The sequence below is a fragment of the Janthinobacterium psychrotolerans genome, from assembly GCF_001677885.1.
GTDB lineage: Bacteria > Pseudomonadota > Gammaproteobacteria > Burkholderiales > Burkholderiaceae_D > Janthinobacterium > Janthinobacterium psychrotolerans.
Map to the genome: position 1 here is coordinate 123620 of NZ_LOCQ01000048.1, position 23168 is coordinate 146787.

At 62.2% G+C, this 23168-nt stretch carries 21 protein-coding genes; 3 read left to right on the forward strand and 18 right to left on the reverse strand.

Annotated features, from left to right (window positions below; genetic code table 11):
* Positions 1-214 precede the first annotated feature (214 nt).
* The 7 genes from ASR47_RS07365 to queA all read right to left on the reverse strand — a co-directional run bounded on the left by ASR47_RS07365 (position 215) and on the right by queA (position 7477).
* On the reverse strand, positions 215-832 hold the full coding sequence (locus tag ASR47_RS07365) for a glutathione S-transferase family protein (protein WP_065307149.1): 618 nt from the start codon (positions 830-832) through the stop codon (positions 215-217).
* 73 nt (positions 833-905) lie between these two features.
* Complete coding sequence (locus tag ASR47_RS07370; RefSeq protein ID WP_065307106.1) at positions 906-1604, reverse strand: helix-turn-helix transcriptional regulator; 699 nt, start codon at positions 1602-1604, stop codon at positions 906-908.
* Between the two features lie 74 nt (positions 1605-1678).
* The gene (gene secF, locus ASR47_RS07375) at positions 1679-2701 is read right to left on the reverse strand and encodes a protein translocase subunit SecF (RefSeq protein ID WP_065307107.1); all 1023 of its coding nucleotides are present in this window, start codon (positions 2699-2701) and stop codon (positions 1679-1681) included.
* A gap of 91 nt (positions 2702-2792) precedes the next feature.
* Positions 2793-4658, reverse strand: coding sequence for a protein translocase subunit SecD (gene secD / locus ASR47_RS07380; protein ID WP_065307108.1), 1866 nt, complete (start codon positions 4656-4658; stop codon positions 2793-2795).
* 93 nt (positions 4659-4751) lie between these two features.
* On the reverse strand, positions 4752-5039 hold the full coding sequence (yajC, locus tag ASR47_RS07385) for a preprotein translocase subunit YajC (protein ID WP_065307150.1): 288 nt from the start codon (positions 5037-5039) through the stop codon (positions 4752-4754).
* 241 nt (positions 5040-5280) lie between these two features.
* On the reverse strand, positions 5281-6420 hold the full coding sequence (gene tgt / locus ASR47_RS07390) for a tRNA guanosine(34) transglycosylase Tgt (RefSeq protein WP_065307109.1): 1140 nt from the start codon (positions 6418-6420) through the stop codon (positions 5281-5283).
* A 1-nt stretch (position 6421) separates the two neighbouring features.
* Complete coding sequence (gene queA / locus ASR47_RS07395) at positions 6422-7477, reverse strand: tRNA preQ1(34) S-adenosylmethionine ribosyltransferase-isomerase QueA (RefSeq protein ID WP_065307110.1); 1056 nt, start codon at positions 7475-7477, stop codon at positions 6422-6424.
* Between the two features lie 175 nt (positions 7478-7652).
* On the opposite strand from queA, the gene recG reads away from it, so the two are divergent.
* Positions 7653-9764, forward strand: a complete 2112-nt coding sequence (gene recG / locus ASR47_RS07400; protein ID WP_065307111.1) for an ATP-dependent DNA helicase RecG — start codon at positions 7653-7655, stop codon at positions 9762-9764.
* A 43-nt stretch (positions 9765-9807) separates the two neighbouring features.
* Here the strand turns inward: recG and ASR47_RS07405 are convergent, their stop codons facing one another.
* From ASR47_RS07405 to ASR47_RS07450, 10 genes are all read right to left on the reverse strand, one after another.
* On the reverse strand, positions 9808-10299 hold the full coding sequence (locus ASR47_RS07405; RefSeq protein WP_065307112.1) for an REP-associated tyrosine transposase: 492 nt from the start codon (positions 10297-10299) through the stop codon (positions 9808-9810).
* Between the two features lie 249 nt (positions 10300-10548).
* Complete coding sequence (locus tag ASR47_RS07410; protein WP_065307113.1) at positions 10549-11760, reverse strand: MFS transporter; 1212 nt, start codon at positions 11758-11760, stop codon at positions 10549-10551.
* Positions 11757-12758 carry a Gfo/Idh/MocA family protein gene (locus tag ASR47_RS07415; protein ID WP_065307151.1) on the reverse strand — a complete coding sequence of 334 codons (1002 nt, stop codon included), beginning with the start codon at positions 12756-12758 and terminating at the stop codon, positions 11757-11759. Before ASR47_RS07415 ends, ASR47_RS07410 begins: the two co-directional genes overlap by 4 nt.
* A gap of 32 nt (positions 12759-12790) precedes the next feature.
* On the reverse strand, positions 12791-13591 hold the full coding sequence (locus tag ASR47_RS07420; RefSeq protein ID WP_065307114.1) for a DUF3025 domain-containing protein: 801 nt from the start codon (positions 13589-13591) through the stop codon (positions 12791-12793).
* A gap of 6 nt (positions 13592-13597) precedes the next feature.
* A complete protein-coding gene (gene pyrC, locus ASR47_RS07425) occupies positions 13598-14662 on the reverse strand; it encodes a dihydroorotase (RefSeq protein ID WP_065307115.1) in 1065 nt (354 codons plus the stop codon).
* Between the two features lie 156 nt (positions 14663-14818).
* A complete protein-coding gene (locus tag ASR47_RS07430; protein ID WP_065307116.1) occupies positions 14819-15544 on the reverse strand; it encodes an amino acid ABC transporter ATP-binding protein in 726 nt (241 codons plus the stop codon).
* 39 nt (positions 15545-15583) lie between these two features.
* Complete coding sequence (locus ASR47_RS07435; protein ID WP_065307117.1) at positions 15584-16276, reverse strand: amino acid ABC transporter permease; 693 nt, start codon at positions 16274-16276, stop codon at positions 15584-15586.
* Between the two features lies 1 nt (position 16277).
* Entirely contained in the window at positions 16278-17027 is a 750-nt protein-coding gene (locus tag ASR47_RS07440; RefSeq protein WP_065307118.1) for an amino acid ABC transporter permease, read from the reverse strand.
* Between the two features lie 103 nt (positions 17028-17130).
* Positions 17131-18087, reverse strand: coding sequence for an amino acid ABC transporter substrate-binding protein (locus ASR47_RS07445; protein WP_065307119.1), 957 nt, complete (start codon positions 18085-18087; stop codon positions 17131-17133).
* Positions 18088-18292: 205 nt separating this feature from the next.
* Positions 18293-20140, reverse strand: a complete 1848-nt coding sequence (locus tag ASR47_RS07450; RefSeq protein ID WP_065307152.1) for an ABCB family ABC transporter ATP-binding protein/permease — start codon at positions 20138-20140, stop codon at positions 18293-18295.
* Positions 20141-20201: 61 nt separating this feature from the next.
* Here ASR47_RS07450 and ASR47_RS07455 point away from each other — a divergent pair, with 61 nt between their 5' ends.
* Positions 20202-20642: an acyl-CoA thioesterase gene (locus ASR47_RS07455; protein WP_065307120.1), complete on the forward strand. Its 441-nt coding sequence runs from the start codon at positions 20202-20204 to the stop codon at positions 20640-20642.
* 8 nt (positions 20643-20650) lie between these two features.
* Positions 20651-22240: an alkaline phosphatase D family protein gene (locus ASR47_RS07460; RefSeq protein WP_065307121.1), complete on the forward strand. Its 1590-nt coding sequence runs from the start codon at positions 20651-20653 to the stop codon at positions 22238-22240.
* Here ASR47_RS07460 and ASR47_RS07465 read toward each other — a convergent pair whose 3' ends face one another.
* Positions 22241-23125: a LytTR family DNA-binding domain-containing protein gene (locus ASR47_RS07465; protein WP_245714286.1), complete on the reverse strand. Its 885-nt coding sequence runs from the start codon at positions 23123-23125 to the stop codon at positions 22241-22243. It abuts the gene before it with no gap.
* Positions 23126-23168 lie beyond the last annotated feature (43 nt).

Consider the following 23168-nt stretch of genomic DNA (forward strand, 5'->3'; position numbering starts at 1 on the left):
ATACACAGAATACTAGCATTTATAAGTCCGGTAGCAGCCATATTAATGATAGTTAAATGCGTAAACAAAAAACGGCTGCTATTTATTGGCAAAAAAAACCCGCTCGAAAGCGGGTAAAGTCCAAAGCTAGGGATGTCCTGAAAGAGACAGCTCCATCTTATGGCCGCCCTGCAGCAGCATCCGTGCGCTGGCTAACCCAAGGCAGATAAACGCCTTACCACAGCGGATTGGTCTCCTGCCAGGCCGGCAGTTGCTGCACCCGCGCAAACCAGGCTTGCAGATGCGCGTACTGCGCCAGCGGCAATGCCACCTTTTCGCTGTACATCATCGGCGCGGCCAGCGCGAAGTCGGCCAGGCTGACTTTGTTGCCGCAGACCCAGCTGCGTCCAGCCAGGTGGTTGTCGAGCACCAGCGCGCACTCGGTCAGTTCGCGCTCGCCGCGCGCCACTTCCAGAGGATCGGCGTCGCCGCCGCCCGTCATGCCCTTCCAGGCCCGCTCCCACGTCAGCACGCCGATGGCCGGCGCGTAGTGCTGGGAACACCAGAACATCCAGCGGTCGACATCGGCGCGCGCCTGGGCTTCTTCCGGATACACGGTCTGGCCCGGCGCCTTGCCGGCCAGGTATTGCATGATGGCGCACGATTCCCACAACAAAAAGGTACCATCGGCCAGCACCGGCACCTTGACGTTGGGATTGAGCTCGGCCAGGCGGCGGCGGTCGTCCATGTTCATCAGGTCGACTTCGGCCAGTTCGACCGGCAGCTCCAGGTGGATCGCCGTCATCAGGGTACGGCGGGCGTTGGACGACATGGGGTTGTGATACAGGCGCATGATGGTGGCTCCGGTCAGTGAAGAAGCCACCATGGTAAGCAGCGGCACTGACAGTTTTTGTCAGGAGCAAAAACTAACTTTCAGGTTCGATATCGTACATCTTGCGCCACACGCCGAGCAGCTCGTGGCGGCGTTTCGGATAGCGCTCGCCGCCGTCGACGCTGGCGATGCGGTCGATGCGGAAATGGCGGTAGTCGCCGCGTAATTCGCACCAGGCGGCCAGCAGGCGCTTGCCCTCGAAATAGGCCAGCGCAAACGGCCAGACGGTGCGTGCGGTGGCGCTGCCGTGCTCGTCCTGGTAGCCCAGGGTCAGCTTGCATTCGTGGCGGATCGCCTCGCGTACCGGCTGCACGAAACGGTCGGCCACGGCGCCAGCATCGGCCGCCGGACCCAGCGGTACCCACAAGCTGGTCTCGGCCATGCTGTCGCGCAAGTCACGTGGCGAGGCGGTGGCGATTTTTGCCAGCGCCTTGCTGGCCGCCTGCGCCAGCGCCGCATCGCCCTGGCGGCGTACCCAGCGCGCGCCCAGCACCAGTGCTTCGAGCTCGTCGGCGTCGAACATCAGCGGTGGCAGAAAGGCGCCGCGGCGCAGCAGATAGCCGACGCCGGCTTCCCCCTGCAGCGGGGCGCCAAGCTCGGCCAGGGTCTGGATATCGCGGTAGATCGTGCGTTCGGACACGCTCAGCTGCTGCGCCAGCTGGGCCGCCGTGACCGGTACCCGTCTGGCGCGCATGGCGTCCATCAATAGGAACAAACGGCCACTGCGGCTCATGATGCGCTCACCTGTAAAAAAACGGCCACCTGTGGTGACCGTTCTGATAATTCAAGATACTGAAACTGGCCGGCTTACACCACGGCGCCGTCGGTTTCGTCTTTTTCCTTGACCGGCTTGATCAGGTCTTCACGCTTGACGCCCAGCCACATGGCGATCGCCGCCGCCACGAACACGGACGAGTAAATACCGAAGCAGATACCGATGGTCAGCGCCAGCGCGAAATGGTGCAGGGTCTGGCCGCCGAAGATCAGCATCGACAGCACCATCATCTGGGTCGAGCCGTGGGTGATGATGGTACGCGAGATGGTGCTGGTAATCGCGCTGTCGATCACTTCATGCACGGTTGCCTTGCGCTGCTTGCGGAAGTTTTCGCGGATACGGTCAAAGATCACCACCGATTCGTTGACGGAATAGCCGAGCACGGCCAGGATCGCCGCCAGCACCGTCAGCGAGAACTCCCACTGGAAGTAGGCGAAAAAGCCCAAAATAATGACCACGTCGTGCAGGTTGGCGATAATCGCCGAGACAGCGTATTTCCATTCAAAACGGATGGCCAGATAGACCATCACGCCCAGGATCACCATCACCAGTGCGTTCAGGCCGTTCTGCGCCAGTTCCTCGCCCACTTGCGGGCCGACGAATTCAACCTTTTGCAGCAACACCGCTTCATTGCCGGCGGTGTCCATGCAGGCGCTCTTGAGTACGTGCTCGCCTTTTGCGGTGACGGTGTCGATGGCCTTGGTGCTGCCCTGCTCGACCTTGCACAGCGCGTCGAACACGCGCAGCGAGGTATTGGCGGCGGAGACGCCTTTTTCCACCGGCAGGCGGATCATGACGTCGCGCGCGGTATCGAAACTGGTCACGCCAGGCTCTTCATAACCCATCTTGATCAGGGTGCCGCGGATGCTTTCCAGGTTGGCGGCCTTGGGGTACTTGACCTCCATCACCGTGCCGCCCTTGAACTCGACCGACAGGTGCAAGCCCTTGTGGAACAGGAAGAAGACGGCGGCGACGAAGGTCAGCGCCGAAATCACGTTGAAAATCAACGCATGGCGCATGAAGGGAATATCTTTTTTGATCCGGAAAAATTCCATGAAATCCTCTGAGTTCTGTTCTGTGCGTCCAGCGGCATGGCCACCGGACGCTATCGCTGTTGACGCTATGTAGGCAGGGCTGGGCCGTCGCTTATTTGCTGGTGCCCGGTACCCAGACCGTGCCGATCGACAGGCTGGTCAGCTTTTTCTTGCGGCCATACCAGAGGTTGACCACGCCGCGCGAGACGAACACGGAGGAGAACATCGACGTCAGGATGCCCAGGCAATGCACGACGGCAAAGCCGCGCACCGGACCGCTGCCGAAGGCCAGCAAGGCCAGGCCGACGATCAGGGTGGTCACGTTCGAATCGAGAATCGTGGCCCAGGCGCGGTCAAAGCCGGCCGAAATGGCCGCTTGCGGCGTGCTGCCGGCGCGCAGCTCTTCACGGATACGTTCATTGATCAGTACGTTGGCGTCAATCGCCATGCCCAGCGCCAGCGCAATCGCGGCAATACCGGGCAAGGTCAGCGTCACCTGTATCATCGACAGCAGGCCGATCAGCAGCAACAGGTTCGAGGCCAGGGCCAGCACGCTGAAGGCGCCAAACAGCATGTAGTAGGCGATCATGAAGATGGCGATGGCGATAAAGCCGTACAAGGTCGAGTGGAAACCCTTGGCGATGTTTTCGGCGCCCAATTGCGGGCCGATGGTGCGTTCTTCGATGACGGTCATCGGCGCCGACAGGGCGCCCGAGCGCAGCAGCAGCGACAGTTCATTGGCGTTTTCAGCGCCGCCCATGCCGGTGATCTGGAAGCGCGAACCGAGTTCCTGCTGGATGGTGGCGACCGACAATACTTCCGGCTTGCCTTTTTCAAACAATACGATGGCCATGCGCTTGCCCACGCGTTCGCGGGTCGCTTCGCGCATCTTGCGGCCACCGTCGCCGTTCAGGTCGATCGATACGGCCGCCTGCTGGTTCTGGTCGAAGCTGGCGGTGGCGCTGGAGATATAGTCGCCCGTCAGGATCACGTCTTTCGACAGCACCACTGGCACGCCTTTGCCGACGGTAAACAGCTCGGAGTTGAACGGAATTGCGCTCGACAGTTCGGTACCCGGCACGATGGTCTCGTCGACCAGGCGCACTTCCAGGGTGGCGGTGCGGCCAATAATGGCTTTTGCGCGCGCCACGTCCTGCACGCCGGGCAGTTGCACCACGATGCGGTCAGGACCTTGCTGCTGGATCAGCGGCTCGGCCACGCCCAGCTCGTTGACGCGCTTGGACAGGGTCGAGATATTCTGTTTCACGCCTTCGTCGACAGTCGCTTTCAGGGCCGCCGGTTTCAGGTTGATCACCAGTTTCAGGTCGCTGCCGGCGCCGGCGTCGGCAAACGCCAGTTCGCTCATCTGGTCGGACAGGGCATTTTTTGCCTTCAGGCGCGTATCGGCGTCGCGGAAATTGATTTCAATGCTGTCGCCCGCGCGGTCGATGCCGGCGTGGCGGATATTCTTGTCACGCAGGATGCTGCGCGCGGCGGACTGGATGCCCTGTACTTTCTTGGTCAGCACGGCTTTCGCATCGACCTGCATCAGAAAGTGCACGCCACCACGCAAGTCCAGGCCGAGGAACATCGGCAAGGCATGCAGTTTCTGCATCCACATCGGGGTGTTGGCCTGCAGGTTGACCGTCACGATGTAGGCGGGGTCGCTGGCATCGGTATTGAGGTCTTTTTCCAGTACCAGCTTGGCCTTGAACTGGGTATCGGGATCGGCGAAACGCACGCGCACGGAGGCCAGGTTGCCGGCGCCGTCCATGGTCACGCCTTCCGACTTGATGCTTTCTTTGGTCAATATCTGATCGACTTGCGTCATCAGTTCGCTCGTGACCTTGACGGTCGACCTGCCGCTGGTAACTTGCAACGCCGGTGACTCACCGAAATAATTGGGCGCCGTATAGAGTGCGCCCAGCAATAAGGCGACGGCGATAAGGATGTACTTCCAGGCAGGATAGCGATTCATATTGATTCAGCGTTCAGTGTTGAGCGTCGGTGGCGTCGAAGGCGGCACAATGGGCGGCGGATAGCCGCCCATGTCACTTGATGACGACAATAATTACAGCGCCTTCAGGGTGCCTTTAGGCAGCAAGGTGGTAATGGAGCTCTTCTGCACCATGATTTCGGTGCCGCTGGCCACTTCGATGGTGACGTAAGCGTCCACCACCTTGACAACACGGCCCAGCATGCCGCCGGAGGTAACGACTTCGTCGCCCTTGGCCAGCGCGTCCATCATCGCCCGCTGTTCTTTGGCGCGTTTTTGCTGTGGGCGGATCATCAGGAAATACATGACCACGAACATCAATACCAGCGGCAAAAAGCTGGTCAGGTTGCTGCCGAGGCCCATGGCATCGGCAGGGGCTTGCGCGTAAGCGTTGGAAATGAAAAACACGGTGACTCCAGTTCTAATCAGTTTGGAAAAATAGCGCTGTATTCTAGCATCGGCTGTCGTCCACCTTGCCTAAATGCAGGCATGGCAGCTCCAAATGGGGCTAAAAAAGCATTATGCAATGCTTTGGCACCCCAAACCAAGCGGCAAGACGGAAAACATACGGCCAGGCCGCTGTTGTGCTGGCTCTAAGGATTTCTTAAGTTCCGCGTGCGCGTTCAGCGTGGAACTGCAAGGTAAATGCGTGGAAACGGTCTTCATCGAGCGCTTCGCGCATCTGGCGCATCAGGTCCAGGTAGTAATGCAGGTTATGGATGGTGTTCAGGCGCGCGCCGAGGATTTCCTTGGAGCGGTGCAGATGGTGCAGGTAGGCGCGCGAAAAGTTGCGGCAGGCGTAGCAGCCGCAGGTCTCGTCGAGCGGCGCCTGGTCTTCCTTGTACTTGGCGTTCTTGATCTTGATGTCGCCGAAACGCGTAAACAGCCAGCCATTGCGCGCGTTACGCGTCGGCATCACGCAGTCGAACATGTCGATGCCGTTCGAGACCCCGGCCACCAGGTCTTCCGGCGTGCCGACGCCCATCAGGTAGTGCGGCTTGTTGGCCGGCAGGCGCGGGCCGACGTGGGCCAGCATGCGCATCATGTCTTCCTTCGGCTCGCCGACCGACAGGCCGCCGATGGCGATGCCGGGGAAATCGATCTCTTCGAGCTTGGCCAGCGACTCGTCGCGCAACATTTCGAACATGCCGCCCTGCACGATGCCGAACAGCGCATTCGGGTTTTCGCCACGGTGGAATTCATCCTTCGAGCGCTGCGCCCAGCGCAGCGACATGCGCATCGACTTGGCCGCTTCTTCCAGGGTGGCCGGGCGGCCCTGGATTTCATACGGCGTGCATTCGTCGAACTGCATCACGATGTCGGAATTTAATACGCGCTGCACCTGCATCGACACTTCCGGCGACAGGAACAGTTTGTCGCCGTTGATGGGCGAATTGAAATGCACACCCTCTTCCGTGATCTTGCGCATGGCGCCCAGCGAAAACACCTGGAAGCCGCCCGAGTCCGTCAAAATCGGCTTGTTCCAGCCCATGAAGCCGTGCAGGCCGCCGAATTTTTCCATCACGGTATTGCCCGGACGCAGCCACAAGTGGAAGGTGTTGCCAAGGATAATCTGCGCGTCGATCTCGTTCAGTTCCAGCGGCGACATGGCTTTTACTGAACCGTAAGTGCCCACTGGCATGAAGATCGGCGTCTGCACGACGCCGTGGTTCAGTTTCAAGGTGCCGCGGCGGGCCTTGGTGAGGCCGCTCGTGTCGGTCTTGAGTAGAGTAAATTCCAGCATGTCAGTCTTTCACGGAAGGGGTGATGTTCAGGGGAGCGCGCGATTGCGTGGTCAGCAGCATCGCATCGCCATAGCTGAAGAAACGGTAGTGTTGCGCGATCGCATGCGCGTAGGCATGGCGGATCGGTTCATAGCCGGCAAAGGCCGACACCAGCATCAGCAGGGTCGACTTGGGCAAATGGAAATTGGTGATCAGCCGCGTGACGGTCTTGAAGGCATAGCCGGGCGTGATGAACAGGGCCGTATCGGCGCTGCCCGCCTGCAGCTGGCCGCTTTGCGAAGCCGACTCCAGCGCGCGCAGGCTGGTGGTGCCGACGGCCACCACATCGCGGCCGGCTGCCTGCGTGGCGCGCACGGCGTCCACGGTGTCCTGCGGCATGGTGTACCACTCGGTATGCATCTTGTGCTCGGCCAGCACTTCGGTGCGCACCGGCTGGAAGGTGCCGGCGCCCACGTGCAGGGTCACATAGGCGAAATTGACGCCCTTGGCTTTCAGCTGGTCGAGCAGGGCCTGGTCGAAATGCAGGCCGGCGGTCGGCGCGGCGACCGCGCCCGGCACCTTGTTGAACACCGTTTGATAGCGCGTTTCGTCGAACTCGTCGGCATCGTGCTCGATATACGGTGGCAGCGGCAGCCGGCCATGCGCCTCGATCAGCTCGAATACGTCGGCCTCGAAGTGCAAGGTGAAAAATTCGCCGGCGCGCTGGCCCACCGTCACGTCAAAGGCGTCGGCCAGGCGGATGCGGCAGCCCGGCGGCGGCGACTTCGAGGCGCGCACCTGGGCCAGCACGGTGCGCTCATCGAGCACGCGCTCGACCAGGGCCTCGATCTTGCCGCCGCTTTCCTTGACGCCGAAGAAGCGCGCTTTCAGCACGCGCGTATCGTTCATCACCAGCAGGTCGCCGGCTTGCAGCAGGTTGACGATGTCGGCAAAGCTGCGGTCGACCACGGTGTCGCCGTCCAGATGCAACAGGCGCGAGGCGCTGCGCTGGGCCAGGGGAGTTTGCGCAATATTTTCTTGCGGCAAATTGAAATCGAAATCGGAAAGCGAATACATGCGTTTTGCTTGAAAAGTACGTAACAATGATTAGGAGTGCGCAATGCGGCGTGTGGCACTATACTGTGCGCCTATACAGGCATTACAATAATCCGCCGCAAGATTTTCTCCGCGGTACGCACAGGGTGTGCCGGACAACCCTCTATTTTACGCTAGCGGCAACAAAATCTCTTATATGCCTGATTTCCCGTCCGCAACGCCCGATCTGCCGCCAGCAAGCAAGCCCGCGTCCAAGCCCAAAGCCGTCAAGAAAGTGGTCAGCACGGAAACGAAACTGGCAAGGCTGGGCCTGCGCACCGATATGGACCTGGTGCTGCACCTGCCGATGCGCTACGAAGACGAAACCCGTGTCTACACCATACGCGACGCCTGTCTGCGCGGCGGCGAGTCATGGCAGGTCGAAGGCGTGGTCAGCAAGTGCGAAGTCAGCTTCAAACCGCGCAAGCAGTTGCTTGTCACCATCGCCGACGAGACGGGCGACCTGCTGCTGCGCTTCATGAATTTCTACGGCAGCCAAGTGAAACAATTGGCCGAAGGCACGCGGGTACGCGCGCGCGCCGAGCTCAAGCATGGATTTTTCGGCGCCGAAATGGTCCATCCGGTCTATAAAGTGGTCAACGAAGGCGCGCCGCTGCCAACCGCCCTGACACCCGTCTATCCGTCCGGCGAAGGCCTGTCGCAGCATGTGCTGCGCCGCGCGATTGCCGAGGCGATGAAGCGCATCGACTGGACCGATACCTTGCCCGAATCGCTGCTGCGCCAGATGCAGCTCTCGCCGTTCCAGGCGGCCGTGCGCCTGTTGCATTATCCACCGCAGCAGATCGATGAAAGCGCGCTGATGGACCGCTCGCACCCGGCCTGGGTGCGCATGAAGTTCGATGAACTGCTGGCCCAGCAGTTGTCGCTCAAACGCGCCCAGTACGCGCGCCGCTCCAAGGGCGCGGCCGCCCTGCCGTTCGTCGGCAGCCTGTCGACCGCCTTTCAAAACGCCCTGCCGTTCAGGCTGACCGGCGCCCAGGCGCGCGTGCTCGACGAAATCCGCGCCGACCTGCGCCAGCCGTATCCGATGCAGCGATTGCTGCAAGGCGATGTGGGCAGCGGCAAGACGGTGGTGGCGGCCCTGTCGGCCACGCAGGCGATCGACAGCGGCTACCAGGCGGCATTGATGGCGCCGACCGAGATCCTGGCCGAACAGCACTTCCGCAAGATCGCCGCCTGGTTGGAACCGCTGGGCGTCAAGGTCGCCTGGCTGACCGGCAGCCTGAAAAAAAAGGAAAAGACGGCGTCGCTGGCCCTGATCGAATCGGGCGAGGCGCAGCTGGTGATCGGCACGCATGCGCTGATCCAGGACAATGTGCAGTTTTCAAAACTGGGCCTGGTGATCGTCGACGAGCAGCACCGTTTCGGCGTCGGCCAGCGCCTGACCCTGCGCAACAAGGGCGACAGCGCGGCCGTGCCGCATCAGCTGATGATGTCGGCCACGCCGATCCCGCGCACCCTGGCCATGACCTATTACGCCGACCTGGAAGTGTCGGTGATCGACGAGCTGCCGCCCGGGCGCAGCCCGATCGTCACGCGCGCCATCGACCAGAACCGGCGCGACGAGGTGATCGCCCGCGTGTATGCGGCCGCGCTGGAAGGCCGGCAGGTGTACTGGGTCTGTCCGCTGATCGAGGAGTCCGAAGCGCTGCAGCTGCAAACGGCCACCGACACCTGCATGATGCTGGCCGAAGCCCTGCCCGCGCTGCAGGTGGGCCTGGTGCACGGCCGCCTGAAGCCGGCCGAAAAACAGGAAGTGATGGACGCCTTTATCGCCGGCCAGCTGCACGTGCTGGTGGCCACCACCGTGATCGAGGTCGGCGTCGATGTGCCCAATGCGTCATTGATGGTGATCGAACACGCCGAGCGTTTCGGTTTGTCGCAGCTGCACCAGCTGCGCGGGCGCGTCGGCCGCGGCACGGCGGCCAGCGTCTGCCTGCTGCTGTACCAGGGTCCGCTGGGCGGCGTGGCGCGCCAGCGCCTGATGACCATGCGCGAAACCACCGACGGCTTTGAAATCGCCCGCCGCGACCTGGAAATCCGCGGCCCCGGCGAATTCCTCGGCGCGCGCCAGTCCGGCCAGGCGATGCTGCGCTTCGCCGACCTGGAAACCGATCAATGGCTGGTGGACCAGGCGCGCGACGTGGCGCACGAGCTGCTGCACGCCGCCACGCCGGCCAGCGCCGCCACGGTGGAAGCCCACCTGGCGCGCTGGCTCGGCAACAAGGAAGAGTTCCTGAAAGTGTAGGTCGGATTAGCGCTCCGCGCGTAATCCGACAACTGTGTTGGCCTCACTGCCTGCCTACTCCCACCCTCTCCAAAAACGCCCCACCCCAATCCGCCGCATAAATCCCTCGCGCCACATACCGGTGAAAACTCGAATACGGCCACTCCACGACGCGGTTTGCCAAGCCATGCCTGACCGGATTGAAATGGATATAGTCGACGTGATGTTCAAAATCGCGTTCATCGCGCAGCAGATGCTCCCAGTAGCGGTGCTGCCATATATTCTTGAATGCCGAGTGTTTGCTGAACCACGTCTTGATCAGCCTCCAGCGTGTCATGAAATCGGCATCGCCATCGGGGAGCGTCCAGATACAGTGCAGATGGTCGGGCAAAACAACGATGGCGTCGATATCGAAAGGCCGCGCTTTGCGCACCACCCTGAACGCCTCGCGCAGCAGAGCAACCGCATCGGCAGAAGCAAAGATCGGCCGCCGATGGGCCATCACCACCGTAAAGAAAAAGCTGCCGCCGGGCTGGAATGTGCGTCGGTATCGCATGGTCTGTGGCGTTGCAGGCTGTTGTCGGCTGTTGTCGGATTACGGCCTCTGGCCTAATCCGACGTTCAGCGCAATCCGACGTTCAGCATAACCCGACAAACCGTCAGCACACTTGCGCCACCACAGCCTACATGCACATCCAGAACCGGTTCGCCAGGTCGAGCATGAAGTCGGGCCGCAGATAGGCCATGAACACCGCGCCCAGTACCACGGCGCTCACCACTCGCCACAGCCAGATGCGCCGCGTGCTCATGATGCGGCCACCGTGCGCCGGGCGGCGCGTTCGTCGATCGGCAGGTTGATCAATGCCGCCAGCAGGCCCAGGGCGATGGTGATGATCCACACCGCGCTGTAATTGCCCATGCGCTCGTACAGGAAGCCGCCGAGCCAGGCGCCCAGGAAACTGCCGACCTGGTGCGAGAAGAAGACCATGCCGGCCAGCATCGACAGGTGCTTGACGCCGAAGATACCGGCGATAATGCCGTTCGTCAGCGGCACCGTCGACAGCCACAGCACGCCCATGCCGGCGGCAAACAGGTACACCGTCCAGGCCGACAGGGGCGCGAGCAGGAACAGGCCGATCACGGCCGCGCGCGACAGGTAGATGGCCGACAGCAAATGGCGCTTGGCGAATTTGCCGCCGAGTTTACCCGCGTAGTAGGAGCCGAAAATATTGAACAGGCCGATCAGCGCCAGCGCCGTCACCGCAATATTCGGGTTCATCAGGCCCTGGTCTTTCAAATAAGCCGGCAGGTGCACGCCGATGAAGACCAGCTGGAAGCCGCACACGAAATAGCCGGCCAGCAGCAGCCAGAACGAGCGGTTGCCGATCGCCTCGCCGAACGCTTCGCCAATGCTTTGCTGGGCGCCGCCGCTGTGCGTGACGGGCGGCTCGCGCAGCCAGAAGGCCATCGGGATCATGGCCGCCACCACCAGCGCGGCCAGGGTAAAGAAGGCGTTCTGCCAGCCGACGGCCGAAATGAGCTGCTGCTCGATCGGCATCATCAAAAACTGGCCGAACGAGCCGGCCGCCGACGAAATGCCGAAGGCCCACGAGCGCTGTTCGGGCGGCGCGCTGCGCCCGACGATGCCGCTGATGGCGCCAAACGCGGTACACGCCAGCGCCAGGCCGATCAATACGCCCGAGCCGATAATGAACAGCGTCGGTTGGCTGACCGTCGCCATCCAGACCAGGCCGGCCATATAGCTGATGGCGCCGACAATCACCACGCGCATGGTGCCGAAACGATCGGCCGCCATGCCGGCGAACGGGCCGAACACACCCCACATCAGGTTTTGCAGGGCCATCGCCAGCGAATAGGTTTCGCGCGTCCAGCCATTGGCCTGCGAGATCGGCTGCATCCAGAAACCGAGGCCATGGCGCACGCCCATCGCCAGCGTCAACACGACGCCGCTGGCGATCAGCACGGTTTTCAGGCTCGGGCGCGATGCGGTATTCATGCTGCCACCATCGCGTGATCGGCGTCGTAGAGCATGCCCACCTGGCCGCGCATGGTGTCGAGCACGGCCATCAGCGCCAGCGTTTCCGCATGCGGCATCAGGGGACTTTCCAGCAGGCCGGCGCGAATGCAGCGCATCGCTTCGATCGCCTCGTGGGTGTAGCCATTGCCGAGGTAGGGAGCGGCCACCACTCGGCGCTCGCCATCGAGCGGTTCGACGACCAGGTGATCGGGCTTGTAGAAGCGGCCCGGCAGCCGGATGCGGCCCAGGGTGCCGGTGATCGTCAGTTCGGTCGGGCTCAAGGCGCGCATGGTGCAGGCGCAGGAAGAACTGCCGCCGCCTTCGTGCAGCAGGCTGAAGACGGCCTGCTCGTCGACGCCGGTCGGCCCCATCTCGGCCAGGGTCTGTACCTGCGACACCGGGCCAAGGAAGAATGCCGCCATCGACAGCGGATAGATGCCGATGTCGAGCAGCGCGCCGCCGCCAAGCAGTGGATTGAGCAAGCGATGCTCGGGCGGGAAATCGGCGACAAAGCCGATATCGGCCTGCAGCTGCTGCACCGTGCCGATCTCTCCGCTGGCGATCAGGCGCCGCGCCTCCTGCACCGCCGGCAGGAAGCGGCTCCACATGGCTTCCATCAGAAACCGCTTGTTCTCGCGCGCCAGGGTGATCACGCCTTGCGCTTCGCGCGCGTTCATGGTGAACGGCTTTTCGCACAGCACATGCTTGCCGGCGGCCAGGCACATCAGCGCGTTTTTGGCATGCAGGGTATGCGGCGTGGCGATATAGATCAGGTCGACAGCGGCGTCGTCGGCCAGCGCCTGGTAGGAAGCATGGCAACGTTCGATGCCAAACTGCGCGCCGAAACGCCGGGCACTGTCAGCGCCGCGCGAGGCCACCGCCACCAGCTGGGCACCGGGCACATCGCGCAAGGCCGCCGCCATCGCCTGGGCGATCTTGCCGGTACCGAGTATGCCCCACCGTATCACCTGCTCCATGCCTGTCCTTTCGCGCTGCTGCGCGTTGATTATCATGCGGCTTTGCGCTTCGGGCGAAAAACCGTCGTGTCTCCATAAAACTGCGCGTCCTGCTGCGGCCACCAGCCGGGAATGCCGAGCACCGGCAGGGGCGTGAAATCGGCCGTGCTCAGGCCTTGCCGCACCAGGTCCTGCGCGACTCGCTGGTCGAGCCAGGCGCGGCGCGCCATCTCGTCCAGCGCAAAGTAGTCGTCGCCGGCAAACACCACGCGCGTATGCGCGGTAATCGCCTTGTAGGGCGCCACCAGTTTTTCCATCAGCGCATGGCCGAACAGCCAGACATCGGCGTCGCCTTTGGCATCAAACCGCGCGCGCTGGTCGACAAACACGCCGTGCCAGTCGTGCGCGCGCAAGGCGGCGTCCAGGGCGTGGCCGGCTTCGCTGTCGCGCAGCACCAGCAGGGCCGAATTTTCATCGAAAATCGTCGCGCCATCGCGCGCCGGCCCGCGCGATTTGCCGACGCCCGACAAGGCGATCTGCGCCGCCTGCAAGGCGTTCAACTGGCGCTTGATCAGCGGGAAGGTCAGCCACACCAGCGCATTGAAAAAGTCGTGCAGATTGTCGCGCGTGGGCACGCCGCCGGTGGCGCCGATGAACTCTTCATACGCCACGCCTTCGGGCAGCTCCGCTTGCGGCACGAAGCCCAGCGGCAAGCCCGATGGATTGCGCAGGTCCAGCGCGCGCGCCTGCCCGTTCAGCGCCTCGATCACCGTGTGGCGCTGCAAATCCAGCCGCCCCCGCGCCGGCAGCACCGTGGCGTACCAGGGGCGGGTCCAGTCTATCGATGGCAGCATGGGCGCTTACACCATCTTCCAGTTGATCTGCTCGCCGGCATTGAGCGGAATCACGTGGCTGTCGCCCAGCGGCAGCGAGTCAGGCAAGGTCCAGCTTTCGCGCTTGAGGGTGATGGTATCGGTATTGCGCGGCAGGCCGTAGAAGGCCGGGCCGTGGAAGCTGGCGAACGCTTCGAGCTTGTCGAGCGCGCCGGCGCGCTCGAACGCTTCGGCATACAGTTCCATCGCGTGCAGGGCCGTATAGCAGCCGGCGCAGCCGCAGGCCATTTCCTTGGCGCCCTGCGCATGTGGCGCCGAGTCGGTGCCGAGGAAGAAGCGCTCGTCGCCGCTGGCGGCCGCCGTCATCAGTGCCAGGCGGTGCTCTTCGCGCTTGAGGATAGGCAGGCAGTAGTAATGAGGGCGGATGCCGCCCTTGAAGATCTCGTTGCGGTTGTACAGCAAGTGGTGGGCGGTGATGGTGGCGGCGATCGGGCCTTCGGCCTCGGCCACGTACTGCGCCGCATCCTTGGTGGTGATGTGTTCGAACACCACCGACAACGCCGGGAAGCTGCTGCGCAGCGGGCGCATCACGCGTTCGATGAAGACGGCTTCGCGGTCGAAAATATCGATCTCGGGATCGGTCACTTCGCCATGCACAAGAAAAGGCATGCCCACTTCCTGCATCACTTCGAGCACCTTGTAGCAGTTTTTCAGGTCGGTCACGCCGAGGTCGGAATTGGTGGTGGCGCCGGCCGGATACAGTTTCACGGCCTGCACGATGCCGCTGTCCTGCGCGCGGCGGATTTCGTCGGGCGAAGTGTTATTGGTCAGGTACAGCACCATCAGCGGATCGAAGTTCACGCCTGGCGGCACGGCGGCCAGGATGCGTTCGCGGTAGGCGGCGGCGTCGGCGGTGGTGGTGACCGGGGGTTTGAGGTTCGGCATCACGATGGCGCGGCCGAACTGGCGCGCGCTGTGCGGCAAAACGCTGGCCATCACGGCGCCATCGCGCAGGTGCAAGTGCCAGTCGTCGGGGCGGGCGATGGTGATCGAGGAAGGAACGGCGGACGGGGTGTGATCGGGTGTGGACATGGCGGCAGCTCTCGGGCGGTGATGGCGGATGACGACATTTTACCAGCCACACGGCCGCCTTTGCGGCCGCAATACCTGAGGCAAGCCATGCGCAGACGCGTCGTTAACGCAAAAACGGCCGGTGGATGCCGGCCGTTTTTAACGAGCAAAGAAAACTTAGTGAATGATCTTCGCCAGGAAATCGCGCGCCCGGTCCGAGCGCGTGGTGGTGAAGAAATCGTCCTTGCTGCAGTCTTCGATGATCTTGCCCTGGTCCATGAAGACGATGCGGTTGGCGACGCGCTTGGCAAAACCCATTTCGTGCGTGACGACCATCATCGTCATGCCCTCTTGCGCCAGGCCCACCATCACATCGAGCACCTCGTTGATCATTTCCGGATCGAGCGCCGACGTCGGCTCGTCGAACAGCATGGCGATCGGGTCCATCGACAGCGCGCGGGCGATCGCCACGCGCTGCTGCTGGCCGCCCGACAGCTGGCCGGGAAACTTGTCCTGCTGCGACAGCAGGCCCACGCGGTCCAGGTATTTCAGGCCCTTGGCGTTGGCTTCGTCGGCGCCGCGGCCCAGCACCTTGATCTGGCCGATGGTCAGGTTTTCGCGGATGCTCAGGTGCGGGAACAGCTCGAAGTTCTGGAACACCATGCCGATGCGCGCGCGCAGTTTCGACAGATTGGTCTTCGGATCATTGACTGCGATATTGTCGACAATGATCTGTCCTTTCTGGATCGGTTCGAGGCCATTGACGGTCTTGATCAGGGTGGACTTGCCCGAACCCGAAGGGCCGCAGATGACCATCACGTCGCCTTTCGACACGTCGGTACTGCAGTCGGTCAGTACCTGGAACTGGCCATACCATTTGCTTACATTTTTCAGTTCAATCATCATTTTCTTTCTGTAGACGTCAGCACCGGGCTGCCAAAATTAACGGATGATGGCGACGCGCTTTTGCAGGCGCTTGACCAGGAACGACAGGGCATAGCACAGCACGAAATACACGACGGCCACGAACACATACATCTCCACCAGGCGGCCATCGCGCTGGGCGATCTTCGAGGCGGCGCCGACGAAATCGGGGATCGACAGCACGTACACCAGCGACACGTCCTGGAACAGCACGATGGTCTGCGTCAGCAGCACCGGGATCATGTTGCGGAACGCCTGCGGCAGCACGATATTGGCCATGGTCTGGTAGTAGTTCATGCCCAGCGCCTGGCCGGCCCAGACCTGGCCGCGCGGAATCGACTGTATGCCGCTGCGCATGATCTCGCAGTAATAGGCCGCTTCAAACATGATGAAGGTGATCAGGGCCGACGAAAACGCGCCCACCTTGACCGGTTCGTCGGCGCCGATGATCCAGGCGGCGATATACGGCACCAGGAAATAGAACCAGAAGATCACCAGCACCAGCGGAATCGAGCGTATCAGGTTGACGTAGCTCGACGCCACGGTCGACAGAATACGGCTGCTCGACAGGCGCATCAGCGCCAGCAAGGTGCCCAGCACGATGCCGCCGACCATGGACAGCGCCGTCAGCTTGAGGGTAAACAGCATGCCGACCTGGAACAGGTAGACCCAGGAACGCGAGATGACATCGAAGTCGAAATTACCGAACATATCAGTGTCCTCCCGATTTGCTGCCGGCGACAATAAAGCCGGGGATCCTGATCTTTCTCTCGATCAGCGCCATCAGGATCACCACCAGCAAATTGACGGCGACATAGATGATGGTGGCGGCCGAAAACGCTTCGAATACCTGGAACGAGAACTCCTGGATGGCGCGCGCGCTGGCCGTCAGCTCGACCAGGCCGATGGTCAAGGCCACGGAACTGTTCTTGATGATGTTCAAAAATTCGCTGGTCAAGGGCGGCATGATCACGCGCGCGGCCATCGGCAGCAGGATGAAGCGGTAGGTTTGCGGCAAGGTCAATCCCAGCGCCGTGCCGGCCAGTTTTTGCCCGCGCGGCAGCGCTTCGATGCCGGTCGTGACCTGCACCGCCACCCGCGACGAGGTGAAAAAGCCCAGGCACAGCACGGCCGTGACGAACGGCGCGTTCGGCAGCGACTTGATCCAGTTGCCCATGTCCACCGGCAGCAATTCCGGCATCACGAAATACCACAGGAACATCTGCACCAGCAGCGGCACGTTGCGAAACAGTTCGACGTACGCGTTGGCGATGCCGACCACCCATTTGTTGGGCAGGGTGCGCAAGGTGCCGATCACCAGGCCGAGCATCAGGGCCATGATCCAGGCCACGCCGGCCGTGGCCAGGGTCCAGGTCAGGCCGGCCCACAGAGTGTCCATATACGTGCCGACACCATCGGGAGAGGTCTCCCAGAAGATGCGCCAATTCCAGTTGTAATTCATGTTGATCCTTCCCATGCAGCCATCGACCGGCGGCCAGCAGGCTGGCCGCCGCACGCAAAATGAAACGGGAGGCTTGCGCCTCCCGGTTTTTCACGCAGTCCTGTTATTTTTTCTTTTTGTCCGACGCTTTTTGCGCTTCCGGCACGGCCGCGTAGGCCGCCGGATCACCCGAGTCGGTCGGATTGGCGAAGACCGCCTTGAGTTGCGGCGGCATCGGGAAATTCAGGTTGATGTTTTTAGGCGGGATATTCGAGGTAAACCATTTCGCATAAATGCGGTTGATGTCGTCGCTCTTGTACAGGCGGCTCAAGGCATCGTCGACCACCTTTTTGAAGGCCGGGTCATTCTTGCGCATCATGATGCCGTACGGCTCGACCGACAGCGCTTCCTTGGTGATCTCGTAGTCGCCCGGCGTTTTCGAATTGGCCACTTGCGACGCGAGCAGGATGTCGTCGTTGGCTTCGGCCACGGCGCGGCCGGTTTCGAGCATCAGGAACGATTCAGGATGGTCCTTGGCAATGGCGATATTCATGCCCAGGTTTTTTTCCTTGTTCAGGATCGTCATCTGCTTGACGGTCGAGGTGCCGGCGGTGGCGACCAGGGTCTTGCCGCGCATGTCTTCCAGGCTCTTGATGTTCGACGATTTCTTGGCCAGCAAGCGGTTGGCGATCACGAACATGGTCGGCGCGAACGCGACCTGCTGCTGGCGCTCCAGGTTGTTGGTGGTCGAGCCGCATTCGAGGTCGATGGTGCCGTTGGCCATCAGCGGAATGCGGTTGGCCGAGGTGACAGGGCTCATCACCACTTTCAGTTCGCTCAGGCCCAGGTGTTTTTGCAGGGCCGTGACGACCTTCATGCACAGGTCGATGGAATAACCCTGGTACTGCTGCTTGTCATCGAGATAGGAAAACGGTACCGAGCCGTCGCGCACGCCGAGCGTGACGGAACCGGCTTTTTTGATCTTGGCCAAGGTGCCCGTCAATTCCTGGGCCTGGGCTGGCGACATGCTGCTGATAACACCGACGCTGAGCAGTGTGGCGAAAAGTTTGGTCAATTTCATAGAGTCTCCTGAGCGGACAAACCAGGCCAGGCCTGGACGAAACAACTGGGGTGCGAATGCCACCAATGGATTAATTTTATTTCATTTTCAGCGTCCTACCAGTCCTTTTCTTCGATTGACAGTCAGTTTCACCGGAATAGGGACGCCGCGCACCAGTGAAGTGCCGTCGCTGTAGCATTTTTCCTACTGTTTTACAGCGACGCACTTATTTGGCCAGGCTCAATGTTTCGCTGTCGCTGTCTTCCTCATCGCGCTGGCCGGCCTGCTGGCGTTGCCACATCTGCGCATACAGGCCATCAAGCGCCAGCAATTGCGCATGCGTGCCCCGTTCGACAATGCGGCCATGATCGAGCACCAAAATTTGCTGCGCATCGGCCACCGTCGACAAACGGTGCGCGATGACCAGGGTGGTGCGGTTCTTCGCGATCTCCTTCAACTGCGCCTGGATCGCCTGTTCCGCTTTCGAGTCGAGCGCCGAGGTGGCCTCGTCGAAGATCAGAATCGCCGGGTCTTTCAGCAAGGTGCGGGCAATCGCCACGCGCTGTTTTTCGCCGCCCGACAATTTCAAGCCACGTTCGCCCACCATCGACGCATAACCGTCCGGCAGGCTTTCGATGAAGTCGTGGATCGACGCCGCCTTGGCCGCCGCCACGATGGCTTGCTTGCTGGCGCCCGGCTTGCCGTAGGCGATGTTGTATTCGATGCTGTCGTTGAACAGCACCGTGTCTTGCGGCACGATGCCGATCGCCGCGCGCAGCGAGTCCTGCGTGATCATCCTTAAATCCTGGCCGTCGATGGTGATGCTGCCCTCATTGACTTCATAGAAGCGAAACAGCAGGCGTGACAAGGTCGACTTGCCCGAACCGCTATGGCCGACCACCGCCGTGGTGGTGCCGGCGGCGATCTGGAAGTCGACATCGAACAGGATCTGGCGCTTGGCCTCGTAGCTGAAGTCCACATGCGCAAAGCGCACTGCCGCGCCTTGCGTGACCAGCGGCGTGGCTTGCGGCGTATCGGCGATCTCGCGGTTCTCGTCGAGCAGCGAGAACAAACGCTCCATGTCGGCCAGGCTTTGCTTGATCTCGCGGTAGATCACGCCGAGGAAATTGAGCGGAATATACAACTGGATCATGAAGGCGTTCACCAGCACCAGGTCGCCCAGGGTCATGCTGCCGGCGATCACGCCCACCGTCGCGCGCCAGAGGATCAAGGTGACGGCCGTGGCGATGATCAGCGACTGTCCCGTGTTCAGCAACGACAGCGAGGTTTGCGACTTGACGGCGGCCGACTCATAGCGCTGCAGGCCCTCGTCATAGCGGCGCGCCTCGTAGTCTTCATTGCCAAAATACTTGACGGTCTCGTAGTTGATCAGCGAATCGATGGCTTTCGTGTTGGCCTTGGAATCGAGGTCGTTCATGGTGCGCCGAAAATGCGTGCGCCAGTTCGTCACCAGCACGGTAAAGGCGATATACGACACCAGCGCCACCGCCGTGATGACGGTGAACCAGATATCGTAATGCAGCACCAGGTAGCCGAGCACCAGGGTGATTTCCACCAGGGTCGGCAGGATATTGAACAGGGTATAGGAAATGAGCGAACCGACGCTGCGCGTGCCGCGTTCGATATCGCGCGTCATGCCGCCCGTCTGGCGGTTCAGGTGAAAGCGCAGGGACAGCGCATGCAGGTGGCGAAACACCTGCAGGGCAATGGTGCGCACGGCGCGCTGGGTGACGCGGGCAAACAGGAATTCGCGCAGCTCGGTAAACAGGGTGGTCGACACGCGCAGCAAACCATAGGCCACCAGCAGCGCGACGGGCAACACCAGCAGCGCCTGCGGATGGCTGGCCGTGACCGTCATGGCGTCGACCAGTTTCTTCAGAATCAAGGGCACGCCGACATTGGCCAGCTTGGCGCCCACCAGGCATAGCAGCGCCAGCAGCACGCGCCATTTGTAGACCCACAAATACGGCAGCAAGGTTTTCAGGGTGGCAAAATCGCTGCGGCTGGCGGCGGCGGGCGAGCGAGGTGGGGGAGATGTCTGGGAGCGGCGCATGGCGAAGGTCGGCTTTTTATGGTTCAATCGGGACAATTGTAGCCTTTCATGAGAATAAACGATGAGCACCTCCCCCGCCCGCCCCGACAACTGCCTGGCCTCCGGCCTGCCCGCCGGCAAAATGCCCGAACTGCGCATGATGCCAGCGCCATCGGACGCCAACGTCTACGGCGACGTATTCGGCGGCTGGATCATGGCGCAGGTCGATATCGCCGGCTCGCTGCCGGCCACGCGGCGCGCCAACGGCCGGGTCGCAACCATCGCCGTCAACTCTTTCGTCTTCAAAAACCCCGTGTTCGTCGGCGATCTGCTGTCGTTCTACGCCGAGATCGTCAAGGTCGGCAACACCTCGATCACCGTCAATGTGGAGGTGTATGCCGAGCGCAACCGCCTGCAGGCGTGCATCGTGAAGGTCACCGAAGCGACCCTGATCTACGTCGCCACCGACTCGGACCGCAAGCCGCGCCAGGTGCCGCCGATTGAAACCCTGCTGTCGCCATAAACCACGCCATGGATAGCCAGCGCCGCATTTTTCTCGCCAGCGCTGCACGCATTGCCGCGCTGACGGCCGCCGGCAGCGCGCTGACCGGCGCCGGCGCCAGCGCCGCCACGCGCATGAATGGCGCCGGCTATCCGTTTGCGCTCGGCGTCGCTTCCGGCTCGCCGCTGCCCGACGCGGTGGTGATCTGGACGCGCATCAACCACGACCCGCTGAACGCTGGCGCCACGCCGGCCATCGCCCTGGCCGTGCGCTGGGAAGTGGCCGACGACGAGGCGTTCCAGCGCATCGTCGCCAAAGGCCAGGCGATGGCCACGCCGGAACTGGCGCACAGCGTGCATGTGGACGTGACGGACCTGGCGCCTGGCCGCTGGTACTGGTACCGCTTTATCTTTGGCGACGCCGTCAGCCCGGTCGGGCGCACGCGCACCGCCCCGCCTGCATCCGACATGCCGGCCTCGCTGAAGCTGGCCGTGGCGTCGTGCCAGCACTGGGAGTTCGGCAGCTATGCGGCGCACCGGCATATCGCCGCGGCCGCGCCCGACCTGGTGGCGTTTTTGGGCGACTATATCTATGAATGGGGCGCCTACCAGCTGCGGCATCCGCAGCGCGCCGTGCGCCGCGACGAAAGCTTCAACCTGCAGCAGTACCGCGCCCGCTATGCGCAATACAAAAGCGATGCGGATTTGCAGGGCGCACACCGGGTGGCGCCGTGGATCGTCACCTGGGACGACCATGAGGTGGCCAATGACTACGGCAACGAACGCGACGAGCTGCTCACGCCCACTTTTTTGCAGCGCCGCGCGGCCGCCTACCAGGCCTTTTATGAGCATATGCCGCTGCGCCTGCTGCCGCTGGGCCGGCGCGGCTTTGTCGATATGCGCATCTACCAGCGCTACGACTGGGGCCGCCTGGCGCGGTTTCACGTACTCGACGACCGCCAGTACCGCACCCACCATGCCTGTCCCAGGCCAAACCGCGGCGGCTCCAATTCCGTCACGACCCGAAACTGCCCGGATTTGCGCAAACCGCAGCGCACCATGCTGGGCACAGCGCAGGAACAGTGGCTGCAGGAAGGGCTGACAAAGTCGCCCGCGCGCTGGAATATCCTGGCCCAGCAGACCCTGATGGCGCAATCGAGCCAGGTGCCGATCACGCGGCCCGGCGATGAACGGATCTGGACCGACGGCTGGGACGGCTATCCGGTGGCGCGCCAGAAGCTGCTCGACGCCCTGCAAGCGAGCGGCGCGCGCAATCCGCTGGTGCTGTCCGGCGACGTGCATACATTCTATGCGACCGAACTGAGCCGCGACGCCATGCGCCCCGTCTCGCGCGCCAATCCGCTGCTGGCCACCGAGTTCTGCGGCACTTCGATCACGTCCAGTTCGCGCCCGCAATCGCGCACCGACGACTACGTGGCGATGAATCCGCATATCCGCTACGGTCGCAGCGACAAGCGCGGCTACATGCTGATGGAGATTACACCCGCCAAAACCACCACCTGGTTCCAGGGCCTGGACAATGTGCGCGACAGCGCCTCGCACATCGCCACCCTGGCCAGCTTTACCGTCCGGGACGGCAAGGCCGGCCTGCAAAACTGATCAGGCCACCGCGACTTTTTTCAGCGCCTCGCGGTAGCGCCGGCTGACCGGCACCTCGCCGCCGGTCGTCAATATCGCGCGTGCGTCGCCCGAATCGAGCGGCACGATGGTGTGGACGAAAGCCAGATTGACGATATAGCTGCGGTGCACGCGCACAAAGTGGGTGGCGTCGAGGCGACGCTCAATGGCGGCCATGGTCGAGCGCAGCGGATAGTCATGGCCGCGCACATGCAGGTTCACGTAATTGCCCCAGGCCTGTATCCATTCGATGTCCGCCGCCGGCAGCAGAAAATCCTTGCCCAGCTTGCGCACCAAAAACCGTTCCGGCTGGGCTACCGGTTCCACCGCCGGCCCCTGGTCCGGTTCGCCCAGCAAAGTCGCCTCGCCCTGCCAGCGCATCAGCAGCAACTGGTAAAAGCCGACAAACAGCAGGATCGAGAAGTAAGTGCGCACATCCTTGATATATTCATACGGCAGCTCGCGCCACCAGCTGCCGAAATCGTAATCGCCACCCTGTGTCCAATAGACCAGTTTGCGCAGGGCCACCATGGCCAGCACATGCACCAGGCTGTAGATAAGGGACGCCGCCAGGTGCCAGCGCAGGTTCTGGCGCTGGAATACCAGCTGCAGCGGGCGCAGCTGATTGGCAAAAATCACCACCGGGACCAGCGCCAGCAAGACCAGGTTGCTGCTCCATTCCCACAAGGCCACTTCCCAGAACGGCGTAGCGACATGCGTACGGACGCGATCCAACCAGCTGATCCAGCAGTTGAGCGAGGTTTGCAGCAGATACAAGACGATCCAGAAACCGGGCTCGGCGAACCTGCGCCAGCGTTGATAACGTTGCAACAGATCGGTGGAAGACACGCTCATGGTGGCAGACATAAAATTAGTTGCCTGATTGTACGATCCACCGGCCGTCCCGGGA